This is a genomic window from Neogemmobacter tilapiae, assembly GCF_014652215.1.
Classification (GTDB): Bacteria; Pseudomonadota; Alphaproteobacteria; order Rhodobacterales; family Rhodobacteraceae; genus Neogemmobacter; species Neogemmobacter tilapiae.
In genome coordinates this window covers 34,189-53,632 of record NZ_BMYJ01000005.1, presented here as the reverse complement: position 1 = coordinate 53,632, position 19,444 = coordinate 34,189, and the positions used below count along the sequence as shown (strand labels likewise).

Sequence of the window (19,444 nt, the reverse complement as noted above, 5' to 3'; positions counted from 1 at the left end):
GCCTTGCACGCTGCTATGCGTCTTATAAGCATCGAAGCCTTGGAAAGGATCTCTTTCATGACCCGCCATTTTATGGCCCTTCTGCTCCTGACAGCCGCCCCAGTACAGGCCGAAACCATCATGGCCCCTGCCAACCTGACCCATGTCACGCTTTACCCCCAAGGGGCCTCGGTCGAACGCGTGCTGACCATCGACTTGCCTCCCGGCCAGCATGACCTCCTGATCCCCGGCCTTCCCCTGGGCGTCGATTCACAGGCGCTGGATGTGCGCTTGTCAAAAGGGCTGGTCCTCGGCTCCTCCAGCCTGATGGACGGACGCTTGCCGCCGGATACATTGGAACCCTCGGCGCAGATCAAGGCGGCAGAAGAGGCCGTCAAAGCCGCCGAAGCCGATTTGCGTAAGGCTGATGCGGCCATTGCCACGATCCGAGCAAGGGGCGATGCCGCCCGTGAGCAAGTGGCGGCGCTGCGGTCCATGGTCTCGGGCGATGCGATGCCCGCCTCTCCCGAGGCGGCGGCGGCGATGGCCGCCATGGTCGGTCGGGAAAGCCTGATTGCGCTGGAAGCGGCGCAAAAGGCCGAGGCTGAGGCGGTGGAGGCCGAAGTGGCCCGGATGGTCCTGCAAGAGGCGCTGGATCAGGCCATTGCCGGGCTAGAGGCGCTGACCTTGGAACAAGAAGACGGCAAGACGCTGGCCCTGTCGGTGGAAAGCACCGGCGGGCCTGCCACCATTGAAATCGTGACCTTGGTGGCCGAGGCTGGCTGGCAACCGGCCTATGACTTCCGCCTGACGACCGAACCGGCGGCCATGACCGTTGAACGGGCAATGCTGGTCAGCCAGTATTCTGGCGAGGATTGGCGCGATGTGACCCTGACACTTTCGACGGCGACCCCCTATTCCGAAAGCGCTCCGGGGTCGGTCTGGCCTTGGCTTCTGTCCATCTACAAGGACGAACCGCAGCCCGAAGTCTTTGCCGCTGACCGGGCCTTGGGCGGGGCTTTGATGATGGAAGAACCCGCCCCCGTCGTCGCATCCGAGGCCGCAAGCCCAGGCATGGCGATGGATTGGAAAGGCGCGACCGTCGAATACACCTATCCCCGCAAGGTGACGGTCCGGGATCAATCCGATCAGCTTCGCCTGAACCTCGATCAGATCAGCATGGACCCGCAGGTATTCGCCCTCGCCGTGCCGATGAACAACGACCGGGGCTTTGTCATGGCCAAGGTCACGAACACGGGTAAGGAATCGTTACTGCCCGGAACGGCGCGTTACTACCGCGACGGGGCCTTGGTCGGCGGCGGATACCTTGATCTTCTGGCCGCTGGTGATGATGTTGAACTGGGCTTTGGCCCGCTGAACAGCCTGATCGTCACCCGTGAGATTCCGGCGCGCAACGAAGGCGAGCGCGGTGTCTTTACCACCGCCACCGAGCGCAGCGAAACGGCGGTCATCCGGGTGGAAAACCAGACTGGCCGTACCTGGCCCTTGGTCGTCCGCGACCGTGTGCCCTATTCCGAGCAGGAGGATCTGGAAATCAGCTATCAGGCAACCCCGGTAGAAACCCAGAAAGACATGGACGGGCAAAGGGGCGTCCTCGAATGGTCCACCGATCTGGAAAACGGGGCCAGCTTTGAAATCCAACTGGATCACACGGTTCGTTGGCCCGAAGGCATGATCCTGCAATGACAATCCGCGCCCCTGACCCCGGTTGGGGGCGCAACCCCTTGTGTTGAAAACCTCCTTCCGGCAGATCAGGGCAAGGGGGCGCTTTCCGATGAACAAGGACACGATGCAGCACATCCGCGATTGGTTTGTCACGGCCGCTGATACCGCGACCGGCTGGCTGACCAGCCCCGCCGCATGGTCGCAATTCATTCTGCTGGGCCTCGCTTGGATTGCTGCCTTGCAGATCGACCGGCGCATTAAACCGCACATCGCCCCACTGCTGACACCGTCCGAAGCCTCGACCACCATCCTTTCCCGCAGCCGCCGTTTTGCGCTGATCTTTCTGCCGCTGACCCTTCCGCTTTTGGCCTATGCCCTCACCTATATCGGCGAACAGGCGACCCGTGCCGCCTTTGGCTCGGGCGAGGTCATCGCCTTTGGCAAGCGCGTCTTTTTGTTTCTGGCCGCCCGCGCCCTTGTCGGCCAGATCCTGACCGACCCCTTCCTTCGCCTGCTGGGCCGCTATGTCCTGATCCCCATGGCCGCGCTCTATGTGCTGGGCCTTCTGGATGATGTGACAAACCACCTGGGCGAAACCGTTGTCGAACTGGGCAACATCCGCTTTTCAGTGCTGGCCCTGATCCGGGGCGCGATTGCGGGCAGTCTTTTGTTCTGGCTGGGCGCTTGGTCTAACCGCCAGTCGGCCAGCTATATTAAGGCGCAGGAAACCCTGCGCCCCGCCACCCGCGAACTGGCGATGAAGGCGGTAGAGATCGCCATCTTCGGCGCCGCCTTCCTGATGCTGATGTCCATCATGGGCATCGACCTCACCGCCGTCGCCCTGCTGGGGGGCGCCTTGGGTGTCGGGATCGGCCTTGGCTTGCAACAGATCGCCGCCAATTTCGTCTCAAGCATCATCCTGCTGCTGGAAGGCCAGACCACGGTGGGCGATTATGTCGAACTCGACGGCGGCGAAAAGGGGACCATCGTCAAAATGACCGCCCGCGCCTGCATTCTGGAAACCTTTGACGGCAAGTGGATCGTCGTTCCCAACGAACATTTCATCACCAGCCGAGTCGTCAACTATTCCGATCAAGGCAGCGCCAACCGCTATGAAGCGCTGTTTTCCGTCAGCTATGACACCGACATCAACAAGGTTCCTGCGATCATTGAAGAGGCGGTGGGGCGTCTGGACTTCGTGTTGCAGGCCCCGGACGGTCCCGATTGCGAATTGCGCGGCTTTGGGGAAAGCGCCGTCGATTTCGCGGTGGAATATTGGGTCAACGGGATTGATGACGGCAAGAACCGCTATGGCAGCCCGGTTTTGTTCGCGATCTGGAACGCGTTGAAAGAGGCGGGGATCGAGATGCCCTATCCTCACCGCGTGGTGGAACTGAAAGACAAGCGTGGCTAGGGCGCTGGTCATTGGGGCCGGGCCTGCGGGGCTCATGGCGGCGGAAGAGCTGGCCCGCGCCGGGCATCAGGTGACAGTGGCCGAGGCCAAGACCAGCCCCGCGCGCAAATTTCTGATGGCGGGTAAGTCGGGGCTGAACATCACCAAGGATGAACCTTTGGAGCAGTTCACGACGGCCTATGATCCGCCGGATTGGCTGACGGGAATGCTGGCCGACTTTGGGCCGGACCGGGTGCAGGATTGGTGCCGGGGTCTGGGGCAGCCGGTCTTTACGGGGTCGTCGGGGCGGGTGTTTCCCGCGGCGATGAAAGCCTCGCCCTTGCTACGTGCTTGGTTGGCCCGGTTGGAGGGGTTGGGCGTCACCTTGCGGACCCGTTGGCGGTGGGTGGGGTTTCAGGGGGATGGGTTCCACTTTGAAACGCCGGAAGGGCCGGTCGTTGAAAACCCGGATGTGACGGTTCTGGCGCTGGGTGGGGCCAGTTGGGCAAGGCTTGGGTCGGACGGGGCTTGGGCGCCGATCTTGGCGGCGAGGGGGGTTGGGATCACCCCGTTCCAGCCCGCCAATATGGGGTTCCGGGTGGATTGGTCGCCTCATATGGCCCCTTTCTTTGGCCAGCCCATCAAAGGGGCGCGGTTGATGGCGGGGGGGCAGGCGGTTCGGGCGGAGTTTGTTCTGTCGGAAAAGGGGATCGAGGGGGGCGCCATCTATGCCCTGTCCCGGGTTTTGCGGGGCGGGGCGGGGCTTTCGTTGAACCTGATGCCCGATCTTTCCGAGGCGGCGCTGAAAGACCGGCTCGCCAGCCAGCGGTCGGGGGAGACCCTCAAGAACCGGTTGCGAAAGCTGGGGCTGGCCCCGGCCAGCATCGCGCTGGTTCTGGAATTCGGCCGCCACCTGCCGCCCGATCAGGCTGTTCAGGCCCTGCCCATCCCTTTGCAGGGGCCCCGGCCCATGGATGAGGCGATCTCGACGGCCGGGGGGGTTGCCCGCGCTTCCCTGACCGGGGATCTGGAATTGCGGGCCCTTCCGGGGATTTTCGCCGCCGGAGAGATGCTGGATTGGGAGGCCCCGACGGGGGGGTATCTGCTGACGGCTTGCCTCGCGACCGGGCGGCATGCTGGGCGGGCGGCGGTGAGGCGGTTGGGGTGATTTCACGCGTGAAATGGGTGGTAGGGGGTTGGAATTGTTGTTATATCTGCTTTTTTGAATGTGACTGATGGAGGTTGATGCGCCATGAATGCGCACCCTACGGCACGCTGATCAGGCGTCAGCGAAGTTATGTGGCGACGAGTTCCTCATGCCCGTCTTTCGGCTTGGTCAAGACCTTCAGCTTTTCAATCGCGAAACCCTTCTTCCGTTTCAAATCAAGATGCGCGATCAGTTCTGGCCGAACGACAAGGCCGCCAAGTTGACTTTGCAGGATGACTGCATCCGGATTTGGCGCGGGGTAGAGGTAGTTCGGCGGATAGGCCGAGTATAACCTGTTGCCGCAGGCCTCGCAGGTTCTAGTGCCGACATAATGCTCAAACCCCTTCTTGAGACTGCCGCGCACGATCACGCGGTGCCGCCCGCGCACCGTCACCCAGCCCTCAATCGGGGCGCCGGACGGACCGTAGACCGTCCCCAGCATCAGATCGCGCGCGACATTATCTTCTCCCAGGAGAGAGAGAAAGTCACGGCGGGCAATGTGAGTGCCAGTATAGGCCACATAATCGAGCGGCGAATTCACCGGCTTCTTTTGATAAATCCGCATATCGACGGCACCTGTCCCGGGCTTAGGACGGTGACACGTGACACAATACCATGGTTCAGCGCTCAGCTCCGCTTCGCTCATGCCAGTATCAGTGGTATCTCCACCGATCGGACATAGGTGAACGTAGTAATCTGATGTCATGGGTGCACCTTGAACGCGCCTTCGATGATACTGTTCCAGACGGAGCTTGTCACTGTTGCGCCATGTTTAGCATCGAAAGCAAGCCGTAGGGTGCGCCATGAATGCGCACCCTACGGCACGCTGATCAGGCGTCAGCGCGGTTATGTGGCGACGAGTTCCTCAAGCCCGTCTTTCGGCTTGGTCAAGACCTTCAGCTTTTGGATTCCGAATCCCTTTTTCCGTTTCAAATCAAGATGCGCGATCAGTTCCGGGCGGACGACAAGGCCGCCAAGGTCGCTTTGCAAGATCACCGCGTCCGGATTTGGCGCGGGGTAGAGGTAGTTCGGCGGATAGGCCGAGTATAACCTGTTGCCGCAGGCCTCGCAGGTTCTAGTGCCGACATAATGCTCAAACCCCTTCTTGAGACTGCCGCGCACGATCACGCGGTGCCTTCCCCGCACGGTAACCCAGCCTTCGATCGGCGCGCCGGACGGACCGTAGACAGTTCCAAGCATCAGATCGCGCGCGACGTTCTCTTCCCCCAAGAGAGAGAGAAAGTCGCGATGGGCAATGTCAGTGCCAGTATGGGCGACACAATCGAGTGGAAAGTTTACCGGCTTCTTTTGACAAATCCGCATGTCGAAGGCACCTGTCCCGGGCTTCGGACGGTGACATGTGACACAATACCATGGTTCAGCGCTCAGCTCCGCTTCGCTCATGCCGGAGTCACTGGCATCACCAAACGGAACTAGATGAAGGTAGTGATCTGATGTCATGGGTACACCTTGAACGAGCCTTCGATGACACTGTTCCAGACGGAGCTTGTCAATGTTGTGCCATGTTTAGCATCGAAAGCAAGCTGTAGGATGTGCCTTCATGGCGCACCGATTTTGCGTGAAAAGGTGCGCCATGAAGGCGCACCCTACGGCTCGCTGATCGCATAGCGCGATCCGGTTGCCCGAGGCAGCATAATTATATTTTGGGAAGATACCAGCATCAGCGCAAGAAATGTTAACCACCAAAGTTGCCATCGGAATAGAACCACCAAAAAACGATTTGCGTAGTGAACGACATATTTGCATAACCAATGAGCACTGTCGAAAGCACTATCGATGAGACTAAAGTTATTGCAGAAAAACGACTGCACCAGATCGACCACGCTCCGCATAATATCCCTAAAATTAAGAAAGCCAGAAGACCGATATCACGCATTTCTCCAAAGTGCTGCGCAGAAAACCGGCGCGCCGCAAGACATGAAAGTACAAGTGGAACCCAAGCGATCAATGCTGATTTTATCATTAGTCCGCACTCCCAAATAGATTTATTGCACCATCTCGATAGGAATCTGCTGGCTCTTTAACACGCTGTAGGGTGCGCATTCATGGCGCACCGATTTTGCGTGAAAAGGTGCGCCATGAAGGCACATCCTACGAATCGCTTTATGACGGAAATATACGACTAAAAATCTGGATCACCTGATTGTGGAGGCGCAACTTCAACACTCATCCTAGTGTCCACATCAATTGCAACCACATCTACAAGGTCAAAGTCCGCTGACTTTGGCGGAAATACTTTAATGCCCCAAGAATGGTGCTCGATCATAAAGTCACTATCTGAATAGATTGTTCCTTCTCTGGAATTAAAAGTTACCCTAAACCAGATTTCTTGACCCGGTGCTATCACGTATCTTTCTGGATTTGGTTCAAAGTAGACTATTAGGTTACTATCTGAAAAGCTATTCTTGAGAAAAATTCCACGTGTCAAGACTTTCAATTCAAACACCATGCCGATGTAAGTTTGTTGATATACTCTATGCGCAGCAAGCTGTAGGGTGCGCCTTCATGGCGCACCGATTTTGCGTGAAAAGATGCGCCGTGAAGGCGCATCCTACGGCGCGCTGGGCCATATACAAGAGTCACTGCTTGCCCCCTTCCGCCCCTAGGTCCGCCGCCCTTCGCCATCGCCTGCCTTGGATGAAGGGTTGGTTGGACGATCTTAGGCGGATCTGGGCTGGGATTTCGAGAGGTTTTTTGGGGGCGGGGTGGAATATGGCTTGGTGGTGCGTGCGAGCACGCACCCTACAGCAATTTCAATTATTCTTATATTTTCAATATCTTAACCCTTCAAACCCCACACTGTTATCCCCTATCAACCGCCCGATTTTGCCTAGCATGCGGTGCTGCCCCATCTCGGGTTCAAGGCGATTGTGCCGAACGTCCGAACGAACCCGAAAGGATCACGACATGCTGCCCTCTGTCCTGAAGAACACCATTGCGGCCACCACGGCCCTGTCGATTGCGCTGGCCAGCACGAGTCCGGCGATGGCGATTGGCGACAAGGAAAAAGGCTTTTTGCAAGGCGTGGCGGCCACGCTGTTGCTGGGGGCGATCATCAAGGATGGCAACCGGCGTGCGGTGCAGCCAGCGCCGCAGCCGCAGCCCGTGCCGCAGCCGCAGCCGACTCCGGTGGGCGGGGGCTATGCGGTGCCGCTGTATCAGACGCCTGCGGCGGTGGCGTTCAATTCGTATTCGTCCAGCCAGCGGCGGGCGATCCAGCAGCGGCTGGCGGCCTATGGTTACTATCGGAGCGGGATTGATGGGGCCTTTGGGATGGGCACCTACAATGCGACGCTGGCCTATGCGCGGGACAGCGGGAACGCAGCGCAGATGCAAAGCCGGGCGGGGGCCTTCGGGATTTATGACTCGCTGCTTTACTAAAGGGCTATGAAGGTGGGGGCCGCGCCGGAGAGGGGCGGCCCTTGCTTGCGGCTGGCCCTTGGCGCGGGGTTCCGATATTCTGCACCGCAGTATTCAGCGATCCGGAGATGATCATGACCCAGCGGCTGCACCTTGTCTTTGGTGGCGAGCTCGTATCCCCCGACAAATCGGTGTTCAAAGATGTGGACGCGATTCATGTGGTGGGGATTTTCCCGAATTACGAAAGCGCGCATGCGGCGTGGAAAGCCGAGGCGCAGCGGACGGTGGACAATGCGCATATGCGGTATTTCATCGCGCATCTGCATCGGTTGCGGGAAGATGGGACGCCGGAACTGCCGGTCTGAGGAATGCGTTTCTGAGGAATGTGATGCCCCGTTCGTTGGGCCTGAGCCTTTACAATCTGTTCGGGGCAAGACCTGCGCCGATGCTGCCCCCTGGGGCGGAACAGCCTGTCCGGCCACCGGGCAGGCTGATCTGGTTGCATTCGTCGGATGGGGAGACGGCGGGAACGCTGGCAGAACTGGGGCGGCGTTTGGTGCGGGACGATGGGCACAATGTGCTGATGACGGGGGGGGAAGCGGGGGGGCTGCTGCATGATGTGGCACCGGAGGATGCGCCAGCGCCGATCAAGGCGTTTCTCGATCATTGGCGACCGGATACGCTGATCCTGTCGGGGGGGGAGGTGCGGGCGACCTTGCTGGCGGAGTTGGGGGCACGTGGGGTTCCGGTGGCCATGGTGAATGGGCGGGTGCCGCAGCTGGCGCGGGGGGGCTGGTGGCCGGGGCTGCTGCGGCAAAGTCTGGGGCATGTGAGCCAGGCCTTTGCGCTGGATGAAACGGCGGCGCGGGCGTTGCGGAAGGCGGGGCTGGAGGGGGTTCAGGTCGCGGGCCGGATGGAAGAGGCGAGTGCGGCGATTCCCGCGGTGGAGGCGGACCGGCAAGCGCTGGCCGAGGCGATTGGAACGCGGCCGATGTGGTTTGCGGCGGCGGTGCCAGAGGCGGAAGAGGGGGCGGTGATCGAGGCGCATCGGGCGGCGCAACGGCTGGCGCATCGGTTGCTGCTGATCCTGGCGCCGGCGGATCTGGAGCGGGCGGGGGCGTTGAAGGGGCGGCTGGCGGAGGCGGGGCTGGATGTGGCCTGCCGTATGTCGGGGGAAGAGCCGGACAGCGAGACGGAAGTCTATCTGGTGGGCGATCCGGGGGAATATGGGCTGTGGTATCGGCTGGCACCGATCAGCTGGCTGGGCGGCAGTCTTTCGGCGCAGGGTTGCCTGCGCAACCCGATGGAAGCGGCGGCCTTGGGGTCGGCGATCATTCATGGGCCGCGGCCGGGGGGTTATGGGGCGGCTTTCGGGCGGCTGGGGGCGGCCTTGGCGGCGCGTTCGGTGGCGAGCGGGGCCGATCTGGCGGAGGCTTTGGGGGATCTGTTGTCGCCGGACCGGACGGCGCGTCTGGCACAATCGGCCTGGGCTGTGGCGAGCGACGGGGCGGAAACGACGGAACGGGCCGTGCAGATGATCCGGGGGATGCTGGGGGAAGATCAATGAGAGCGCCGGGTTTCTGGCAGAACCCGCCGGAAGCGCCGGGATGGCAGGCGCGGCTGTTGGCCCCTTTGGGGTGGCTTTACGGCTGGGCAACGGCGCGGCGGGTGGGGCGGGTGGGTTATCGGGCAGGGGTGCCGGTGATCTGCGTGGGGAACCTGAACGTGGGGGGAACGGGAAAGACGCCAACGGCGATCTGGCTGGCGGGGCGGCTGGAAGGGGTGCATGTGGTCAGCCGGGGCTATGGCGGGCGGCTGGAAGGACCGGTGCTTGTGGACCCGAAGAGGCATCAGGCCGAGGATGTGGGGGATGAACCTTTGCTGCTGGCGGCGTTCTGTCCGGTTTGGGTGGCAAAGGACCGGGCGGCAGGGGTGATGGCGGCGGAAAAGGCGGGGGCCCGGGTGGTGCTGCTGGACGATGGGTTCCAGAATCCGGCGGTGATGAAGGATCTGTCCATCGTGGTGGTGGATGCGGAAATGGGCTGGGGGAACGGACGGTGTTTGCCAGCAGGGCCGCTGCGGGAAAGCGTGCGGCGTGGGCTGCGGCGCGCCGATCTGGTGCTGGTGATTGGGCCTGAGGGGGCGAGACAGCGGTTTGCGGCGGGCTATAGCGGGCCCATGCGGATCGAGGGGGCGCTGCGGCCGCTGCAAACGGGGATGGATTGGCAAGGCCAGCGGGTGTTGGCCTTTGCGGGCATCGGACGTCCCGAGAAATTCTTTGCGACCTTGCGGAATCTGGGGGCCGATGTGGCGCAGACGGTGGCGCTGGAAGACCATCAGCCTTTGGATGAGCGGCTGATGCGGCGATTGATGGCGGAAGCCAAAGCCTTGGGGGCCGAACTGGTGACAACGGAAAAGGACGCAACACGGCTGCCAACGGCCCTGCAAGGGCGGGTGCTGACATTGCCGGTGCGGTTGGAATTGGCTGACGATTCGGCCATGACCGTGGCCTTGGAGGATTTACTGCGCGCGGCAGATCCGGGTTCGACCTGAGGTTCGGCTTTAAGCTTTGGCGGGCGGGATGCGGCAGCGGCAGGTCGACCAGTAGGTAAAGCCAATAACCGGAAACAGGTCATGCTGCGGGGTTTTGCAAATCCGCCCGGAGCTTATGCCTCAAACGGGATAGCAGGACGATTGTCTGAAGGCTGATCGGACCGGTCAAACTTTGCGCCTTGGCGCCGACATGGCACCATTCTATTGGTCATGGGCTGCAAGGTTAGGAAGCCGTTTCTCACGCCTGTGGAAGGACCGCCTTGACCCAGCCTTGCCCGCCGCATTCCCCGCATTGATCCTGATCTGCCATTCCCAATTGGCCACAGTTGCGACAGCAAGACGGTTCATCGCGCCGTGCTACGGGGCCAGAGCCGGATTTGGCTGGATCGCGTTCCACGGGTGGCATGATGCAAAGCCCAGGTCGCGGAGGATCGGCACGAAAGATCGAAATATCACCCGAAGGTTCCAGATAGGCGCGTCGCAAGCTGCCCAGATTGTCGATGCCCTTCAAACGCAAAAGCTCCATCAATTCCAGCGTGCTGAGCCGCCGGGCGCGCAGCCCATCGCAGAGGATGCGTCCGTCGCGCAGCACCTCGACGGGTAGACCGTCAATCACCGCCTTGGCCTTGGGCCAGCGGCGAAGGGCCAGATCAACCGCCTTGTCCAGCAGCACGATGAGCAGAATGACCACCATCGCATGCAGCAGCGGCACCTCGGGGTAGAAAAGCGCGTCGCCAACAGCCGAGCCCAGCGCAATGACCAGCAGAAACTCGACGATGGACAACTGGGCAATGCTGCGCCCACCGATCCAACGCAGCAGGGCCGCGGTCCAAAGCCAGATAACCAGAACCCGAAAGGCGATTTCCAGCAGGAAAAGTGGCGGGGCCGTGCCCCAGAGCAGCCGGGGCCAATCAAAGGCGGTGATGTCTTGCACGGAACCCTCTTTGCCAAGCGGTGCCCGCAGCAACGCGCCAAAAGGCAAAAGGTTGCATGGCTGGTAGGCCAGTGTTTACTTGCATGATACGGCCACAGGGAAAGCCATGTTTCCGCCTTTCGACCCGGATCTGGATGTTGTGACGCTGGCGCGCGCCCTCATCGGGGCGCGATTGTTGGTTCGGGGAGCCGGTGGCCTGATCATCGAGACCGAGGCCTATGCCCTAGACGATCCCGCTTCGCACAGCTTCAGGGGGTTAACACCACGCAACGCAACGATGTTTGGTCCGGCAGGTCATGCCTATGTCTATCGGTCTTATGGGATCCATCTGTGCCTGAATGTGGTGGGTCGGCGGGGTGAAGCGGTGCTGATCCGCGCCTTGGCACCGGATGCGGGTCTGGAACAGATGCAGGCGCGGCGCGGCCAAGGTCCGCTTTGCGCGGGGCCGGGGCGGCTGGCGCAGGCTTTGGGCATTGAACCGGACGATGATGGAAAAGCCTTTGATGGGCGAGAGCTGCAACTGATCCCCTTTGCGGACACCGGGCCCGCGCTGTGGAGAGGGCCTCGGATCGGGATTTCGCAGGCGCAGGAACGGCCTTGGCGTTTTGGGCTGGCGGGGGCAAAGGGGTTAAGTCGCCCCTTTCCCCGCCAGCAGGGCTGATGACTTAGGCGGCGTCTGGCCAATCGGTCAGGCCCTTGGCGCCACCGCCATAATAGGCGTCGCGTGGGGCGTTGATGAGTGGCAGGTCGTGGCGCAGGCGGTTTACCAGATCGGGGTTGCCGATAAAGGGGCGACCAAAGGCCACGAGATCCAGTTTACCCGCAGCACGGCGTGTCTGGGCCAATTCCAGATCATAGCCGTTGTTGGCGATGTAAGGACCATCGAACAATTCGCGCAGCGGCTCTAGATCAATGCCGGGGGGAATGTCACGGGTGCCACCTGTGACGCCTTCGACCATGTGCATATAGGCCAGACCAAAGGCGTTCAAAGCACGGATCAGATGGCCGTAGGTCGCCATAACATCGCTGTCGAGGGGGGTATTGCCGACGCCAGTGGTGACCGGTGAAAGGCGGATACCGACCCGACCGGGTTCCCAGACACCCAGCACGGCCTGAACGATTTCGAGGACAAGACGGGTCCGGTTTTCGATGGAGCCACCATAGGCATCCGTGCGCTGGTTGGTGGAATCGCGCAGAAACTGTTCCAGCAGGTAGCAATTGGCCGAATGCACCTCGACCCCATCAAAGCCAGCGGCGCGGGCATTCCGGGCCGCGCGAACATAGTCTGCGATCAAAGCGGGAATTTCGGCGGTTTCCAGGGCGCGGGGCATGGAAACATCCTTATTTCCCGTGTTGGTGTTCGTCTGCCCTTCGGCGCGGATGGCCGAGGGGGCAACGGGGGGCTGACCACCGGGTTGCAGATCATTGTGGCTATAGCGACCCACATGCCAAAGCTGGCAGATGATCTTGCCCCCAGCCGCGTGGACAGCATCGGTGACCAATTTCCAGCCCGCAACCTGTTCTTCGGACCAGATGCCGGGGGTGGCGCCATAACCGCGGGCCTGGGGAGAAATGTTTGTCGCCTCGGCGATGATCAGGCCGGCGGTGGCGCGTTGGGCGTAGTAGGTGGCCTGCAAGGGTCCGACAACGCCTTCGTCTGTGGCGCGGCTGCGGGTCAGTGGTGCCATGACGATGCGATTGGCAAGCTGCAATTCGCCAAGATCTAGAGGGGCGAAAAGATCGGTGTTCAGGCTGTTGTCGGTCACGGGATTTCCTTTGGGATGGCCAAGGCGGTCATGGCTTGACCGGCGCTGTGGTGGGCAAGATAGGTACGATTTTTCGCAGGGCAATGTCGATAGGCTGACCAAGGGCGGCTTTGGGTCAATCGGAGGGTTGGTCGGGGCGGATGCGGGCCGAAACATGGCGGAGAAGCCAAAGCACCATGACCGCCAGCACTGTGGCCATGATTGCCAAGGGCAGGCGGCCACTGCCGCAGGCAAGACCAATGGCCCCGGCCATCCACATACCGGCGCCCGTGGTCAAACCGTGCACCTTTGCGCCAGAGGTCATGATGGAACCGGCGGCAAGAAAGGCGACGCCGGCGGTGACGGCCTCAATCAGGCGGAGGGGGTCCGTGGTTTGCTGGATGCCACCAGACATTTCAGAGGCGATGATTTCCGCCGAGATGAGGGTGAAAAGGCAGGCCGCCATGGCAACAAGGATATGGGTGCGCAATCCGGCGGCGCTGGCGCGATACTCGCGTTCAATGCCGATAACCGCGCCCAAGGCTGCGGCGGCCAAAAGGCGGACAAGGGCCGTTTCGGCACGAACCGCCTGAAAAGGATCGCGGAAATCGGCAAGAAGGGCGGCAGAGACATCGGCAAGCATGGGGTTCCCCTGAACAAGGTTGCAGCGGGAAACGGTGAAAGGGCAATGGGGTTCCCCGCATGAGGGCGGGCGGGCGCAGAAAGGCGCTAGCCCGAGGCAAAAAGCGTATCATCCTCGGCCTCGGCCATCGCCAGATAGTCGCGGCGAAGGGCATCCGGGGTCAGGCCATAGGCTTGCCGGAACTGATGGTAGAACTGGCTGATCGAGGTGAAGCCGGATCTTTCGGCGACAGTGGCAATCGCCATGCGGCTTTCCACAAGCAAGGCGCGGGCGCGCATGAGCCGCATGCGGATGACAAACTGCTTGAGGGGAAGGCGCATGGTTTTGGCAAAGATCGAGAGGGCGTAGTTTTCGTGCAGGCCGGTGACCGCGGTGATGTCGGCGTTGCGAAGAGGTCGATCAAGGTTTTCCAGTGCGTGACGGACCATTGCGACGCTGTGTCGGATGTGAACCGAGGAGAGGGCGCGATCTTCGGCCGAATCGCGCCAAGGGGGGAGAAGGTAGTTGAAACCGTGAAGGGCAGCACGGCGGAACAGAGCATTCATTTCGGCCTTGGCAATTTCGGTTCGTTCAAAATCATTGCTGCGATAGTCGGCATACCAACGCTGGACATGGTCAAGGCCACACAATTCGGGGGGCAGAACGATGACGGCACCGCCCAAGAGGGCCAGTTGGAGGGGCACGATCTGGGGCATCATCAGAAAGGCGTCGAGCGGTAAGTAAATGTTGCTGAGGCGGGGGGTGGCCTCTGGCAGGGGGGTGATGCGGGTGAGTTGATGGGGCACACCGGCCCAGAACAGAATCAAGCGATCAGCGGGCAAAGTGATGGGGCGGCCATCGACTTGATAATCCATGACAAAGCCGCTGGTGAAATTGGCCTCAATATGGCCGTGCCAATGGGGGGCTGGCATAAGTTCGGGGTAGAACTGGCGAATGCCAAAGCGACCGAAGGCGCGGTTGGCGGCATAGAAGCGGCGTTCGTGTTTTGGGGCGGGTCGGGCCATGCCGCTATATTGGCGAAAGCCGGGGCGATGGAAAAGGGCGAAGGGGGTTTTGCCCGTGGCAAGGGCGGGCTAATCAGGCGAAATGCAGGACAGTTTGATTCAGATCTACGATTCACGGGTGGCCGAAGGGGTCATCAAGCCTGATCCGGCCCAGAGGGCCTTGCTGCCGGTGCTGGAAAACCTGCGGCAATGGCTGCAAGACAATCCGCCGCGCAAGGCGGGGCTTTTGTCGGGTCTGTTTGCAAAACCGATAACGCCACCGAAGGGGCTTTATCTTTGGGGCGGGGTGGGTCGGGGCAAGTCGATGCTGATGGACCTGTTCACCGATCAGGTGGCGATTGCGGGCAAGCGGCGGGTGCATTTCCACGCCTTCATGCAAGAGGTGCATCGCGGGATGCATGCCGCCCGGCAAAAGGGGGTGGATGACGCGCTTGCCCCGGTCGCCGCCGATCTGGGGCGGGGGCTGCAATTGCTGGCCTTTGACGAAATGCAGATCACCGACATCACCGATGCGATGATCGTGGGGCGGTTGTTCCAGATGCTGATGGATCAGGGGGTGGTGATCGTTGCCACCTCGAACCGCCCGCCCGAGGATTTGTATAAGAATGGGTTGAACCGGGCCTTGTTTGTGCCCTTCATCGATTATTTGCGCGACAGGATGCAGGTGCATCATCTGGAAAGCCCGAATGACTATCGCCAGCATAGGCTGCAAGGTGCGCAGGTCTATTTCGCGCCCGCAGGGCCGGGGACGCAGGCGGCGTTGGATGGGGTTTTCGAGGATCTGACGGGCGGGCAAAAGCCCGCTCCCTTGGAACTGGTGGTGACAGGCCGCAAGGTGGTGGTGCCGGCCTTTGCCAATGGGGTGGGAAGGGCGACATTCTGGGATCTTTGCGCGCGGGCCTTGGGCCCGGCGGATTATCTGGCGATCGCGGGGGCCCTACGGGTGTTGGTGCTGGAGGATATCCCTCGGCTTTCGTCCAGCAATTATAACGAGGCGAAGCGTTTCGTGACGCTGATTGATGCGCTTTATGAGGGCAAGGTGCGGCTGATCTGTTCCGCCGCCGATATTCCTGAACGGCTTTATGCTGAAGGGGAGGGTTCGTTCGAGTTTGAGCGGACGGCCAGCCGCTTGCGGGAAATGCAGGGGGCGGATTGGGGGCTTCAGCCGGAATAGGCCTGCCAGATCAGTCGCAGGGCCATGCCGGTGGAGGTGAGGACGAGCAGCGGCTTGATCAGCCCCGCCCCGATCCGCATGGCGAGCCTTGCCCCGATGGCCGCCCCTGCAATCTGGGCCAGGGCCATGCAGCCGCCGGTCATCCACCAGACATGGCCCGAGGGGATGAAAACCAGCAGCGAGCCGATATTCGAGGCCAGATTGGCGACCTTGGTATGGGCGGTGGCTTTCAAAAGGCCCATGCCTGCCAGCAGAACGAAGGCCAGCATGAAGAACGACCCCGTTCCCGGCCCGAACAACCCGTCATAGGCGGCGATCAGGGGGACGGCGGTGAAGGTGAAGACGGGTTTGGACAGCCTTTGATGCCGGTCGGCATCGGTCAGGCCGGGTTTGAAGGCGAAGAACAGGGCGATGGCGATCAGAATGACGGGCATCACCATCCGCAGGATTTCGGCAGGGATCAGATAGGCAAAGAAGGCCCCGCAGGCCCCGGCCAGCAGGGCGGTGGCGGCCACAAAACCCTGTTCCCGCAGGTTCACATGCCCGGCGCGGGCGTAGGTGATCATCGCGGTGCCCGCCCCGAAACTGCCCTGGAGTTTGTTGGTCGCCAAGGTTTCCAAGGGAGAGGCCCCGGCCAGCAGCAGGGCCGGCACGGAAATCAGACCCCCACCCCCCGCGATGGCGTCGACGAAACCGGCAATGAAAGCGGCAAGGATGAGGAGAAGGGCGAGGTGGGTGGCGAGTTCGAACATGGGCCCGGGTTTAGAGGAGATTTGGTGGCTGGGAAAGTGGGTGCATTTTGGGATTTCACGCGTGAAATGCTTGGCAAATAATTGAAAATAATAGACAAAAACAAATTTGGTTGTCGTCGAAAACAAAAGCTGAAACCACCGCCCGCCGCTTTAACGCCCATCCGCCGCTGCGAAATGCGCCATCTGATCGGCATGTGCTTTGACAAAGGCCGGGCGGGCCGTGCCCCGCGCGACATAGGCGCGGCATTCCGGATAATCACCCAAGCCTTTCAAACGATCCACCAGACGCAGCACATCGACCATCAGAATATCTGCCACCGAAAACGCCCCGGCCAGCCATTCGCGCGCTTGCAACACAGTTTCCAGATGTGTCAGCCGCGCCTTGAGAAAAGCGTCCAGCGGCGCGCGGCCCGGTTGATCCGCGCAAATGCCGGAAAAGACCAGAATCGACCAGGGCAGGCTGGCCGCCTCGACCGAGTTCAGTGCCGCAAAGACCCATTCGGTGACAAGACTGCGCCCCGCCACATCGTGCGGCATCAGCGCCGGGCTTTGTTGTGCCAGATGCAAAAGGATCGCGCCGCTTTCAAAGATCGACAGCGGGCCATCGGTCAACCAAGGCACTTGGCCAAAGGGTTGATGGGCGAAATGTTCGGCCCTGCGGTCGCCAAAGGCCACTCTTTCCACGCGGTAAGGCAGCCCAGCCTCTTCCAAAGCCCAACGCACGCGCAGGTCACGCACATAGCCGCGCGGTAGGTCGGGCACCCAATCAAAGGTGGTCAGGATCAGGTCGGTCAAAGCGATTTCCCCATAAAGATGTCCAAGCGGTTCAAAAGGCCGTTCCAGCCGCGTTCGTGGCTGATCTGAGCCTCGGCGTCGGGTAGTTGTTCATGCGTCAGGATCAGTTCCGTGCCACCGTCTTTCGCGGCCAGCCGGAAGGTGACGAGCGATTCCTTTTCCGCGCTTCCGGGCCATTCCCATGTGAAGACCAGTTTCTGATCGGGAAGGATTTCCTGATAAACGCCTTGCGGATTGTGTTCCTGCCCGTTTGCCATGCGAAAGACGATGCTGAAACGCCCGCCGGGCCGAACATCGGCCATCACGCTGACGGTTGGCCCGGTATCCGGGCTCCACCATTTGATCATCAGGTCGGGTTGGGTCAGGGCGGCAAAGACCCTTGCGGGTGGGGCCTTGATCTGGCGAATGATTGTCAGGCTGGGCCGTGTGTTCATGGTTCTTCCTGCGCTTCGACAAAGGCGGTCAGTTGATCAAGGCTGGCCGACCAGAAGCGTTGATATTGGTTCAGCCATTCCATCGCCTGCTGCATCGGTTCGGCGGCAAGACGGACCTGCACAGTCCGCCCGGTTTTCGTGCGGCGGATCAGACCGGCATCAGACAGCACATCCAGATGTTTCATCAGGCCCGGCAGTTTAAGGGATAGGGGTCTTGCCAGATCGCTGACCGAAAGATCAGGTTCATCCATCAGCCGTTGCAGCACATAGCGCCGAGTGGGGTCGGCAAGGGCGGCAAAGGTGCGGTCAATGGGGTTGTTTTGATAGTTTGCCATATGGTGAAGTATTCGGGCAAACTTTGCCGCTGTCAAGCGGGCAGGTTTCTTTCAGACCAGATCGAACCGCTTGGACACGCGCCCCACGATGCACCCGTCTTTCAGCGCCCAGTCGGGGTTCTGCGCGTAATCGACAAAGCCCCGGCGGCTGTAGAAACCAAGGCCCGGTGCATTGTCGGCGCGGATGGTGGCGTTCAGCGTGGTCAGGCCCTTGGCTTTCGCCGCGGTGCTTGTGGCGTCAAAAAGCGCGGCCCCGACGCCGCCACGTTGCAGGGTGGGATCGACAAAGGTGCCGATGTCACCCCAGCCTTGGGGCAGGTCAGGGTTGGTGTCGGTGGCCTGAAAGCCCAGAATACGACCGTCTTCGACCGCGACAAAGGCGGTCAGGGCGTCTTGGATATAGTGGTGCAGCACCTGTTCGGGGGTGAAGGGGTTCTGATGGGCGGTGGTGCCGCCGATGGTGATGATGCGGTTCAGCAGGTCGCACATGGCAGGGGCGTCGTCGGGTTGGGCTTGGCGTACGATCATTCCACAAAATCCCCGCGACCATAGCCTTGAATATATAGCAAAGCGGTTAAGTCGCCATGATTGATCCGCATATCGCATTCGGCCGCGACCACAGGCTTGGCGTGCAAAGCGACGCCTGCCCCGGCGTGTTTCAGCATCGCCAGATCGTTCGCGCCGTCGCCGACGGCCATGGCGTCGTCGGGCGTGATGCCCAGCCGGGCGCTGATTTCCTGCAACGCCGTCAGCTTGGCGGCCTTGCCCAGAATGGGCATTCCGACCTTGCCCGTCAGTGTGCCCCCCTCGGCCAGCAGCGTGTTGGCGCGGTTTTCATCAAAGCCCAGACGGTCGGCAATCACCCCGGTAAAGGCGGTGAATCCGCCGGAAACAAGGGCGGCATAGGCCCCGTTTGCCTTCATCGTGGCCAGCAGGGCGGGGCCACCGGGCATGAGGGTGATGCGGTCGCGGATCACCTCGGCGATCACGCTTTCGGGCAGACCGGCCAAAAGGCCGACGCGTTCGCGCAAAGCCTCTTCAAAATCCAGCTCGCCGTTCATGGCCCGTGCGGTGATGCCTGCAACATGGGGCCCAACACCGGCGGCATCGGCCAGTTCGTCGATACATTCCTGCTGGATCATGGTGCTGTCCATATCGGCCAGCAGCAGTTTCTTGCGACGGCCTTGGGCATTTTGCACCACCAGATCGACGCCGATGCCTTGCAGGCTGGCCCAGACATCCCAGCGGTTTGCGGGCACGTCCGCGAGCGCAAATTCGGCGGCAATCCCGGTATCCAGCCAGATGGCATCGCCCCCACCCCAGGCATCGCGGAGGGATTCCACCGTGACGCGGTCAAGGGCGGGTTTGGCGGGATTGGTGATCAGGGTGGCGATGAACATCGGGGCCTTCATGTCGCAAATCAGGGGTC

The 19,444-nt window shown here is 61.2% G+C and carries 23 protein-coding genes; 10 read left to right on the top strand and 13 right to left on the bottom strand.

The genetic code is table 11. The features are described 5' to 3' along the window. Positions 1–57 precede the first annotated feature (57 nt). From IE095_RS08965 to IE095_RS08955, 3 genes are all read left to right on the top strand, one after another. Positions 58–1,686 (top strand): DUF4139 domain-containing protein, encoded by a 1,629-nt coding sequence (locus IE095_RS08965; protein WP_189411317.1) that lies wholly within the window; start codon positions 58–60, stop codon positions 1,684–1,686. Positions 1,687–1,774: 88 nt separating this feature from the next. Further along, positions 1,775–3,079 (top strand): mechanosensitive ion channel family protein, encoded by a 1,305-nt coding sequence (locus IE095_RS08960; RefSeq protein WP_189411316.1) that lies wholly within the window; start codon positions 1,775–1,777, stop codon positions 3,077–3,079. Further along, positions 3,072–4,226 (top strand): TIGR03862 family flavoprotein, encoded by a 1,155-nt coding sequence (locus tag IE095_RS08955; protein WP_189411315.1) that lies wholly within the window; start codon positions 3,072–3,074, stop codon positions 4,224–4,226. The genes IE095_RS08960 and IE095_RS08955 overlap by 8 nt, the downstream gene beginning before the upstream one ends. Before the next feature lie 127 nt (positions 4,227–4,353). Here the strand turns inward: IE095_RS08955 and IE095_RS08950 are convergent, their stop codons facing one another. Together IE095_RS08950 and IE095_RS08945 are read right to left on the bottom strand one after the other, a co-directional pair. Then, positions 4,354–4,830 carry a hypothetical protein gene (locus IE095_RS08950; protein ID WP_189411314.1) on the bottom strand — a complete coding sequence of 159 codons (477 nt, stop codon included), beginning with the start codon at positions 4,828–4,830 and terminating at the stop codon, positions 4,354–4,356. Positions 4,831–5,111: 281 nt separating this feature from the next. Then, entirely contained in the window at positions 5,112–5,726 is a 615-nt protein-coding gene (locus tag IE095_RS08945; protein WP_189411313.1) for a hypothetical protein, read from the bottom strand. Positions 5,727–6,037: 311 nt separating this feature from the next. Here IE095_RS08945 and IE095_RS08940 point away from each other — a divergent pair, with 311 nt between their 5' ends. Next, the gene (locus IE095_RS08940) at positions 6,038–6,310 is read left to right on the top strand and encodes a hypothetical protein (protein ID WP_189411312.1); all 273 of its coding nucleotides are present in this window, start codon (positions 6,038–6,040) and stop codon (positions 6,308–6,310) included. Positions 6,311–6,408: 98 nt separating this feature from the next. On the opposite strand, the gene IE095_RS08935 is transcribed toward IE095_RS08940, so the two are convergent. Next, positions 6,409–6,735 (bottom strand): hypothetical protein, encoded by a 327-nt coding sequence (locus tag IE095_RS08935; protein WP_189411311.1) that lies wholly within the window; start codon positions 6,733–6,735, stop codon positions 6,409–6,411. A 458-nt stretch (positions 6,736–7,193) separates the two neighbouring features. Here IE095_RS08935 and IE095_RS08930 point away from each other — a divergent pair, with 458 nt between their 5' ends. From IE095_RS08930 to lpxK, 4 genes are all read left to right on the top strand, one after another. Beyond that, the gene (locus tag IE095_RS08930; RefSeq protein WP_189411310.1) at positions 7,194–7,667 is read left to right on the top strand and encodes a peptidoglycan-binding domain-containing protein; all 474 of its coding nucleotides are present in this window, start codon (positions 7,194–7,196) and stop codon (positions 7,665–7,667) included. Between the two features lie 113 nt (positions 7,668–7,780). Then, positions 7,781–8,011, top strand: a complete 231-nt coding sequence (locus IE095_RS08925; protein WP_189411309.1) for a DUF4170 domain-containing protein — start codon at positions 7,781–7,783, stop codon at positions 8,009–8,011. A 23-nt stretch (positions 8,012–8,034) separates the two neighbouring features. Beyond that, positions 8,035–9,213, top strand: a complete 1,179-nt coding sequence (locus IE095_RS08920; protein ID WP_189411308.1) for a 3-deoxy-D-manno-octulosonic acid transferase — start codon at positions 8,035–8,037, stop codon at positions 9,211–9,213. Beyond that, positions 9,210–10,199 (top strand): tetraacyldisaccharide 4'-kinase, encoded by a 990-nt coding sequence (gene lpxK, locus IE095_RS08915; RefSeq protein ID WP_189411307.1) that lies wholly within the window; start codon positions 9,210–9,212, stop codon positions 10,197–10,199. Before IE095_RS08920 ends, lpxK begins: the two co-directional genes overlap by 4 nt. A 238-nt stretch (positions 10,200–10,437) precedes the next feature. On the opposite strand, the gene IE095_RS08910 is transcribed toward lpxK, so the two are convergent. Continuing rightward, the gene (locus IE095_RS08910; RefSeq protein WP_189411306.1) at positions 10,438–11,133 is read right to left on the bottom strand and encodes a DUF421 domain-containing protein; all 696 of its coding nucleotides are present in this window, start codon (positions 11,131–11,133) and stop codon (positions 10,438–10,440) included. 106 nt (positions 11,134–11,239) lie between these two features. Between IE095_RS08910 and IE095_RS08905 the strand changes: the two genes are divergently transcribed. Continuing rightward, a complete protein-coding gene (locus IE095_RS08905; protein WP_189411305.1) occupies positions 11,240–11,794 on the top strand; it encodes a DNA-3-methyladenine glycosylase in 555 nt (184 codons plus the stop codon). A gap of 4 nt (positions 11,795–11,798) precedes the next feature. Here IE095_RS08905 and IE095_RS08900 read toward each other — a convergent pair whose 3' ends face one another. From IE095_RS08900 to IE095_RS08890, 3 genes are all read right to left on the bottom strand, one after another. Further along, complete coding sequence (locus tag IE095_RS08900; RefSeq protein WP_308428883.1) at positions 11,799–12,899, bottom strand: alkene reductase; 1,101 nt, start codon at positions 12,897–12,899, stop codon at positions 11,799–11,801. 115 nt (positions 12,900–13,014) lie between these two features. Then, positions 13,015–13,521 carry an MgtC/SapB family protein gene (locus IE095_RS08895; protein ID WP_189411303.1) on the bottom strand — a complete coding sequence of 169 codons (507 nt, stop codon included), beginning with the start codon at positions 13,519–13,521 and terminating at the stop codon, positions 13,015–13,017. Between the two features lie 86 nt (positions 13,522–13,607). Continuing rightward, positions 13,608–14,525 (bottom strand): helix-turn-helix domain-containing protein, encoded by a 918-nt coding sequence (locus tag IE095_RS08890; RefSeq protein ID WP_189411302.1) that lies wholly within the window; start codon positions 14,523–14,525, stop codon positions 13,608–13,610. A gap of 82 nt (positions 14,526–14,607) precedes the next feature. On the opposite strand from IE095_RS08890, the gene zapE reads away from it, so the two are divergent. After that, entirely contained in the window at positions 14,608–15,699 is a 1,092-nt protein-coding gene (gene zapE / locus IE095_RS08885; protein ID WP_189411301.1) for a cell division protein ZapE, read from the top strand. Here the strand turns inward: zapE and IE095_RS08880 are convergent. From IE095_RS08880 to serB, 6 genes are all read right to left on the bottom strand, one after another. Then, entirely contained in the window at positions 15,687–16,451 is a 765-nt protein-coding gene (locus tag IE095_RS08880; protein ID WP_189411300.1) for a TSUP family transporter, read from the bottom strand. The genes zapE and IE095_RS08880 overlap by 13 nt on opposite strands. A gap of 150 nt (positions 16,452–16,601) precedes the next feature. Continuing rightward, a complete protein-coding gene (locus tag IE095_RS08875) occupies positions 16,602–17,246 on the bottom strand; it encodes a glutathione S-transferase family protein (protein WP_189411299.1) in 645 nt (214 codons plus the stop codon). Beyond that, positions 17,243–17,680 carry an SRPBCC family protein gene (locus IE095_RS08870; protein ID WP_189411298.1) on the bottom strand — a complete coding sequence of 146 codons (438 nt, stop codon included), beginning with the start codon at positions 17,678–17,680 and terminating at the stop codon, positions 17,243–17,245. Before IE095_RS08870 ends, IE095_RS08875 begins: the two co-directional genes overlap by 4 nt. Next, a complete protein-coding gene (locus IE095_RS08865; protein ID WP_189411297.1) occupies positions 17,677–18,015 on the bottom strand; it encodes an ArsR/SmtB family transcription factor in 339 nt (112 codons plus the stop codon). Before IE095_RS08865 ends, IE095_RS08870 begins: the two co-directional genes overlap by 4 nt. 51 nt (positions 18,016–18,066) lie before the next feature. Further along, a complete protein-coding gene (locus IE095_RS08860; protein WP_189411296.1) occupies positions 18,067–18,543 on the bottom strand; it encodes a GNAT family N-acetyltransferase in 477 nt (158 codons plus the stop codon). Continuing rightward, complete coding sequence (serB, locus tag IE095_RS08855) at positions 18,540–19,415, bottom strand: phosphoserine phosphatase SerB (protein ID WP_189411295.1); 876 nt, start codon at positions 19,413–19,415, stop codon at positions 18,540–18,542. The genes IE095_RS08860 and serB overlap by 4 nt, the downstream gene beginning before the upstream one ends. Positions 19,416–19,444 lie beyond the last annotated feature (29 nt).

Excerpts from the sequence above, each read along its gene's own strand:
- IE095_RS08965 (WP_189411317.1), top strand. The coding sequence starts at position 58 with ATGACCCGCCATTTTATGGCCCTTCTGCTCCTGACAGCCGCCCCAGTA.
- IE095_RS08960 (WP_189411316.1), top strand. The coding sequence starts at position 1,775 with ATGAACAAGGACACGATGCAGCACATCCGCGATTGGTTTGTCACGGCC.
- IE095_RS08950 (WP_189411314.1), bottom strand. The coding sequence starts at position 4,830 with ATGCGGATTTATCAAAAGAAGCCGGTGAATTCGCCGCTCGATTATGTG.
- IE095_RS08945 (WP_189411313.1), bottom strand. The coding sequence starts at position 5,726 with ATGACATCAGATCACTACCTTCATCTAGTTCCGTTTGGTGATGCCAGT.
- IE095_RS08940 (WP_189411312.1), top strand. The coding sequence starts at position 6,038 with ATGAGCACTGTCGAAAGCACTATCGATGAGACTAAAGTTATTGCAGAA.
- IE095_RS08935 (WP_189411311.1), bottom strand. The coding sequence starts at position 6,735 with ATGGTGTTTGAATTGAAAGTCTTGACACGTGGAATTTTTCTCAAGAAT.
- IE095_RS08930 (WP_189411310.1), top strand. The coding sequence starts at position 7,194 with ATGCTGCCCTCTGTCCTGAAGAACACCATTGCGGCCACCACGGCCCTG.
- IE095_RS08925 (WP_189411309.1), top strand. The coding sequence starts at position 7,781 with ATGACCCAGCGGCTGCACCTTGTCTTTGGTGGCGAGCTCGTATCCCCC.
- IE095_RS08920 (WP_189411308.1), top strand. The coding sequence starts at position 8,035 with ATGCCCCGTTCGTTGGGCCTGAGCCTTTACAATCTGTTCGGGGCAAGA.
- lpxK (WP_189411307.1), top strand. The coding sequence starts at position 9,210 with ATGAGAGCGCCGGGTTTCTGGCAGAACCCGCCGGAAGCGCCGGGATGG.
- IE095_RS08905 (WP_189411305.1), top strand. The coding sequence starts at position 11,240 with ATGTTTCCGCCTTTCGACCCGGATCTGGATGTTGTGACGCTGGCGCGC.
- IE095_RS08895 (WP_189411303.1), bottom strand. The coding sequence starts at position 13,521 with ATGCTTGCCGATGTCTCTGCCGCCCTTCTTGCCGATTTCCGCGATCCT.
- IE095_RS08890 (WP_189411302.1), bottom strand. The coding sequence starts at position 14,525 with ATGGCCCGACCCGCCCCAAAACACGAACGCCGCTTCTATGCCGCCAAC.
- zapE (WP_189411301.1), top strand. The coding sequence starts at position 14,608 with ATGCAGGACAGTTTGATTCAGATCTACGATTCACGGGTGGCCGAAGGG.
- IE095_RS08880 (WP_189411300.1), bottom strand. The coding sequence starts at position 16,451 with ATGTTCGAACTCGCCACCCACCTCGCCCTTCTCCTCATCCTTGCCGCT.
- IE095_RS08870 (WP_189411298.1), bottom strand. The coding sequence starts at position 17,680 with ATGAACACACGGCCCAGCCTGACAATCATTCGCCAGATCAAGGCCCCA.
- IE095_RS08865 (WP_189411297.1), bottom strand. The coding sequence starts at position 18,015 with ATGGCAAACTATCAAAACAACCCCATTGACCGCACCTTTGCCGCCCTT.
- IE095_RS08860 (WP_189411296.1), bottom strand. The coding sequence starts at position 18,543 with ATGATCGTACGCCAAGCCCAACCCGACGACGCCCCTGCCATGTGCGAC.
- serB (WP_189411295.1), bottom strand. The coding sequence starts at position 19,415 with ATGTTCATCGCCACCCTGATCACCAATCCCGCCAAACCCGCCCTTGAC.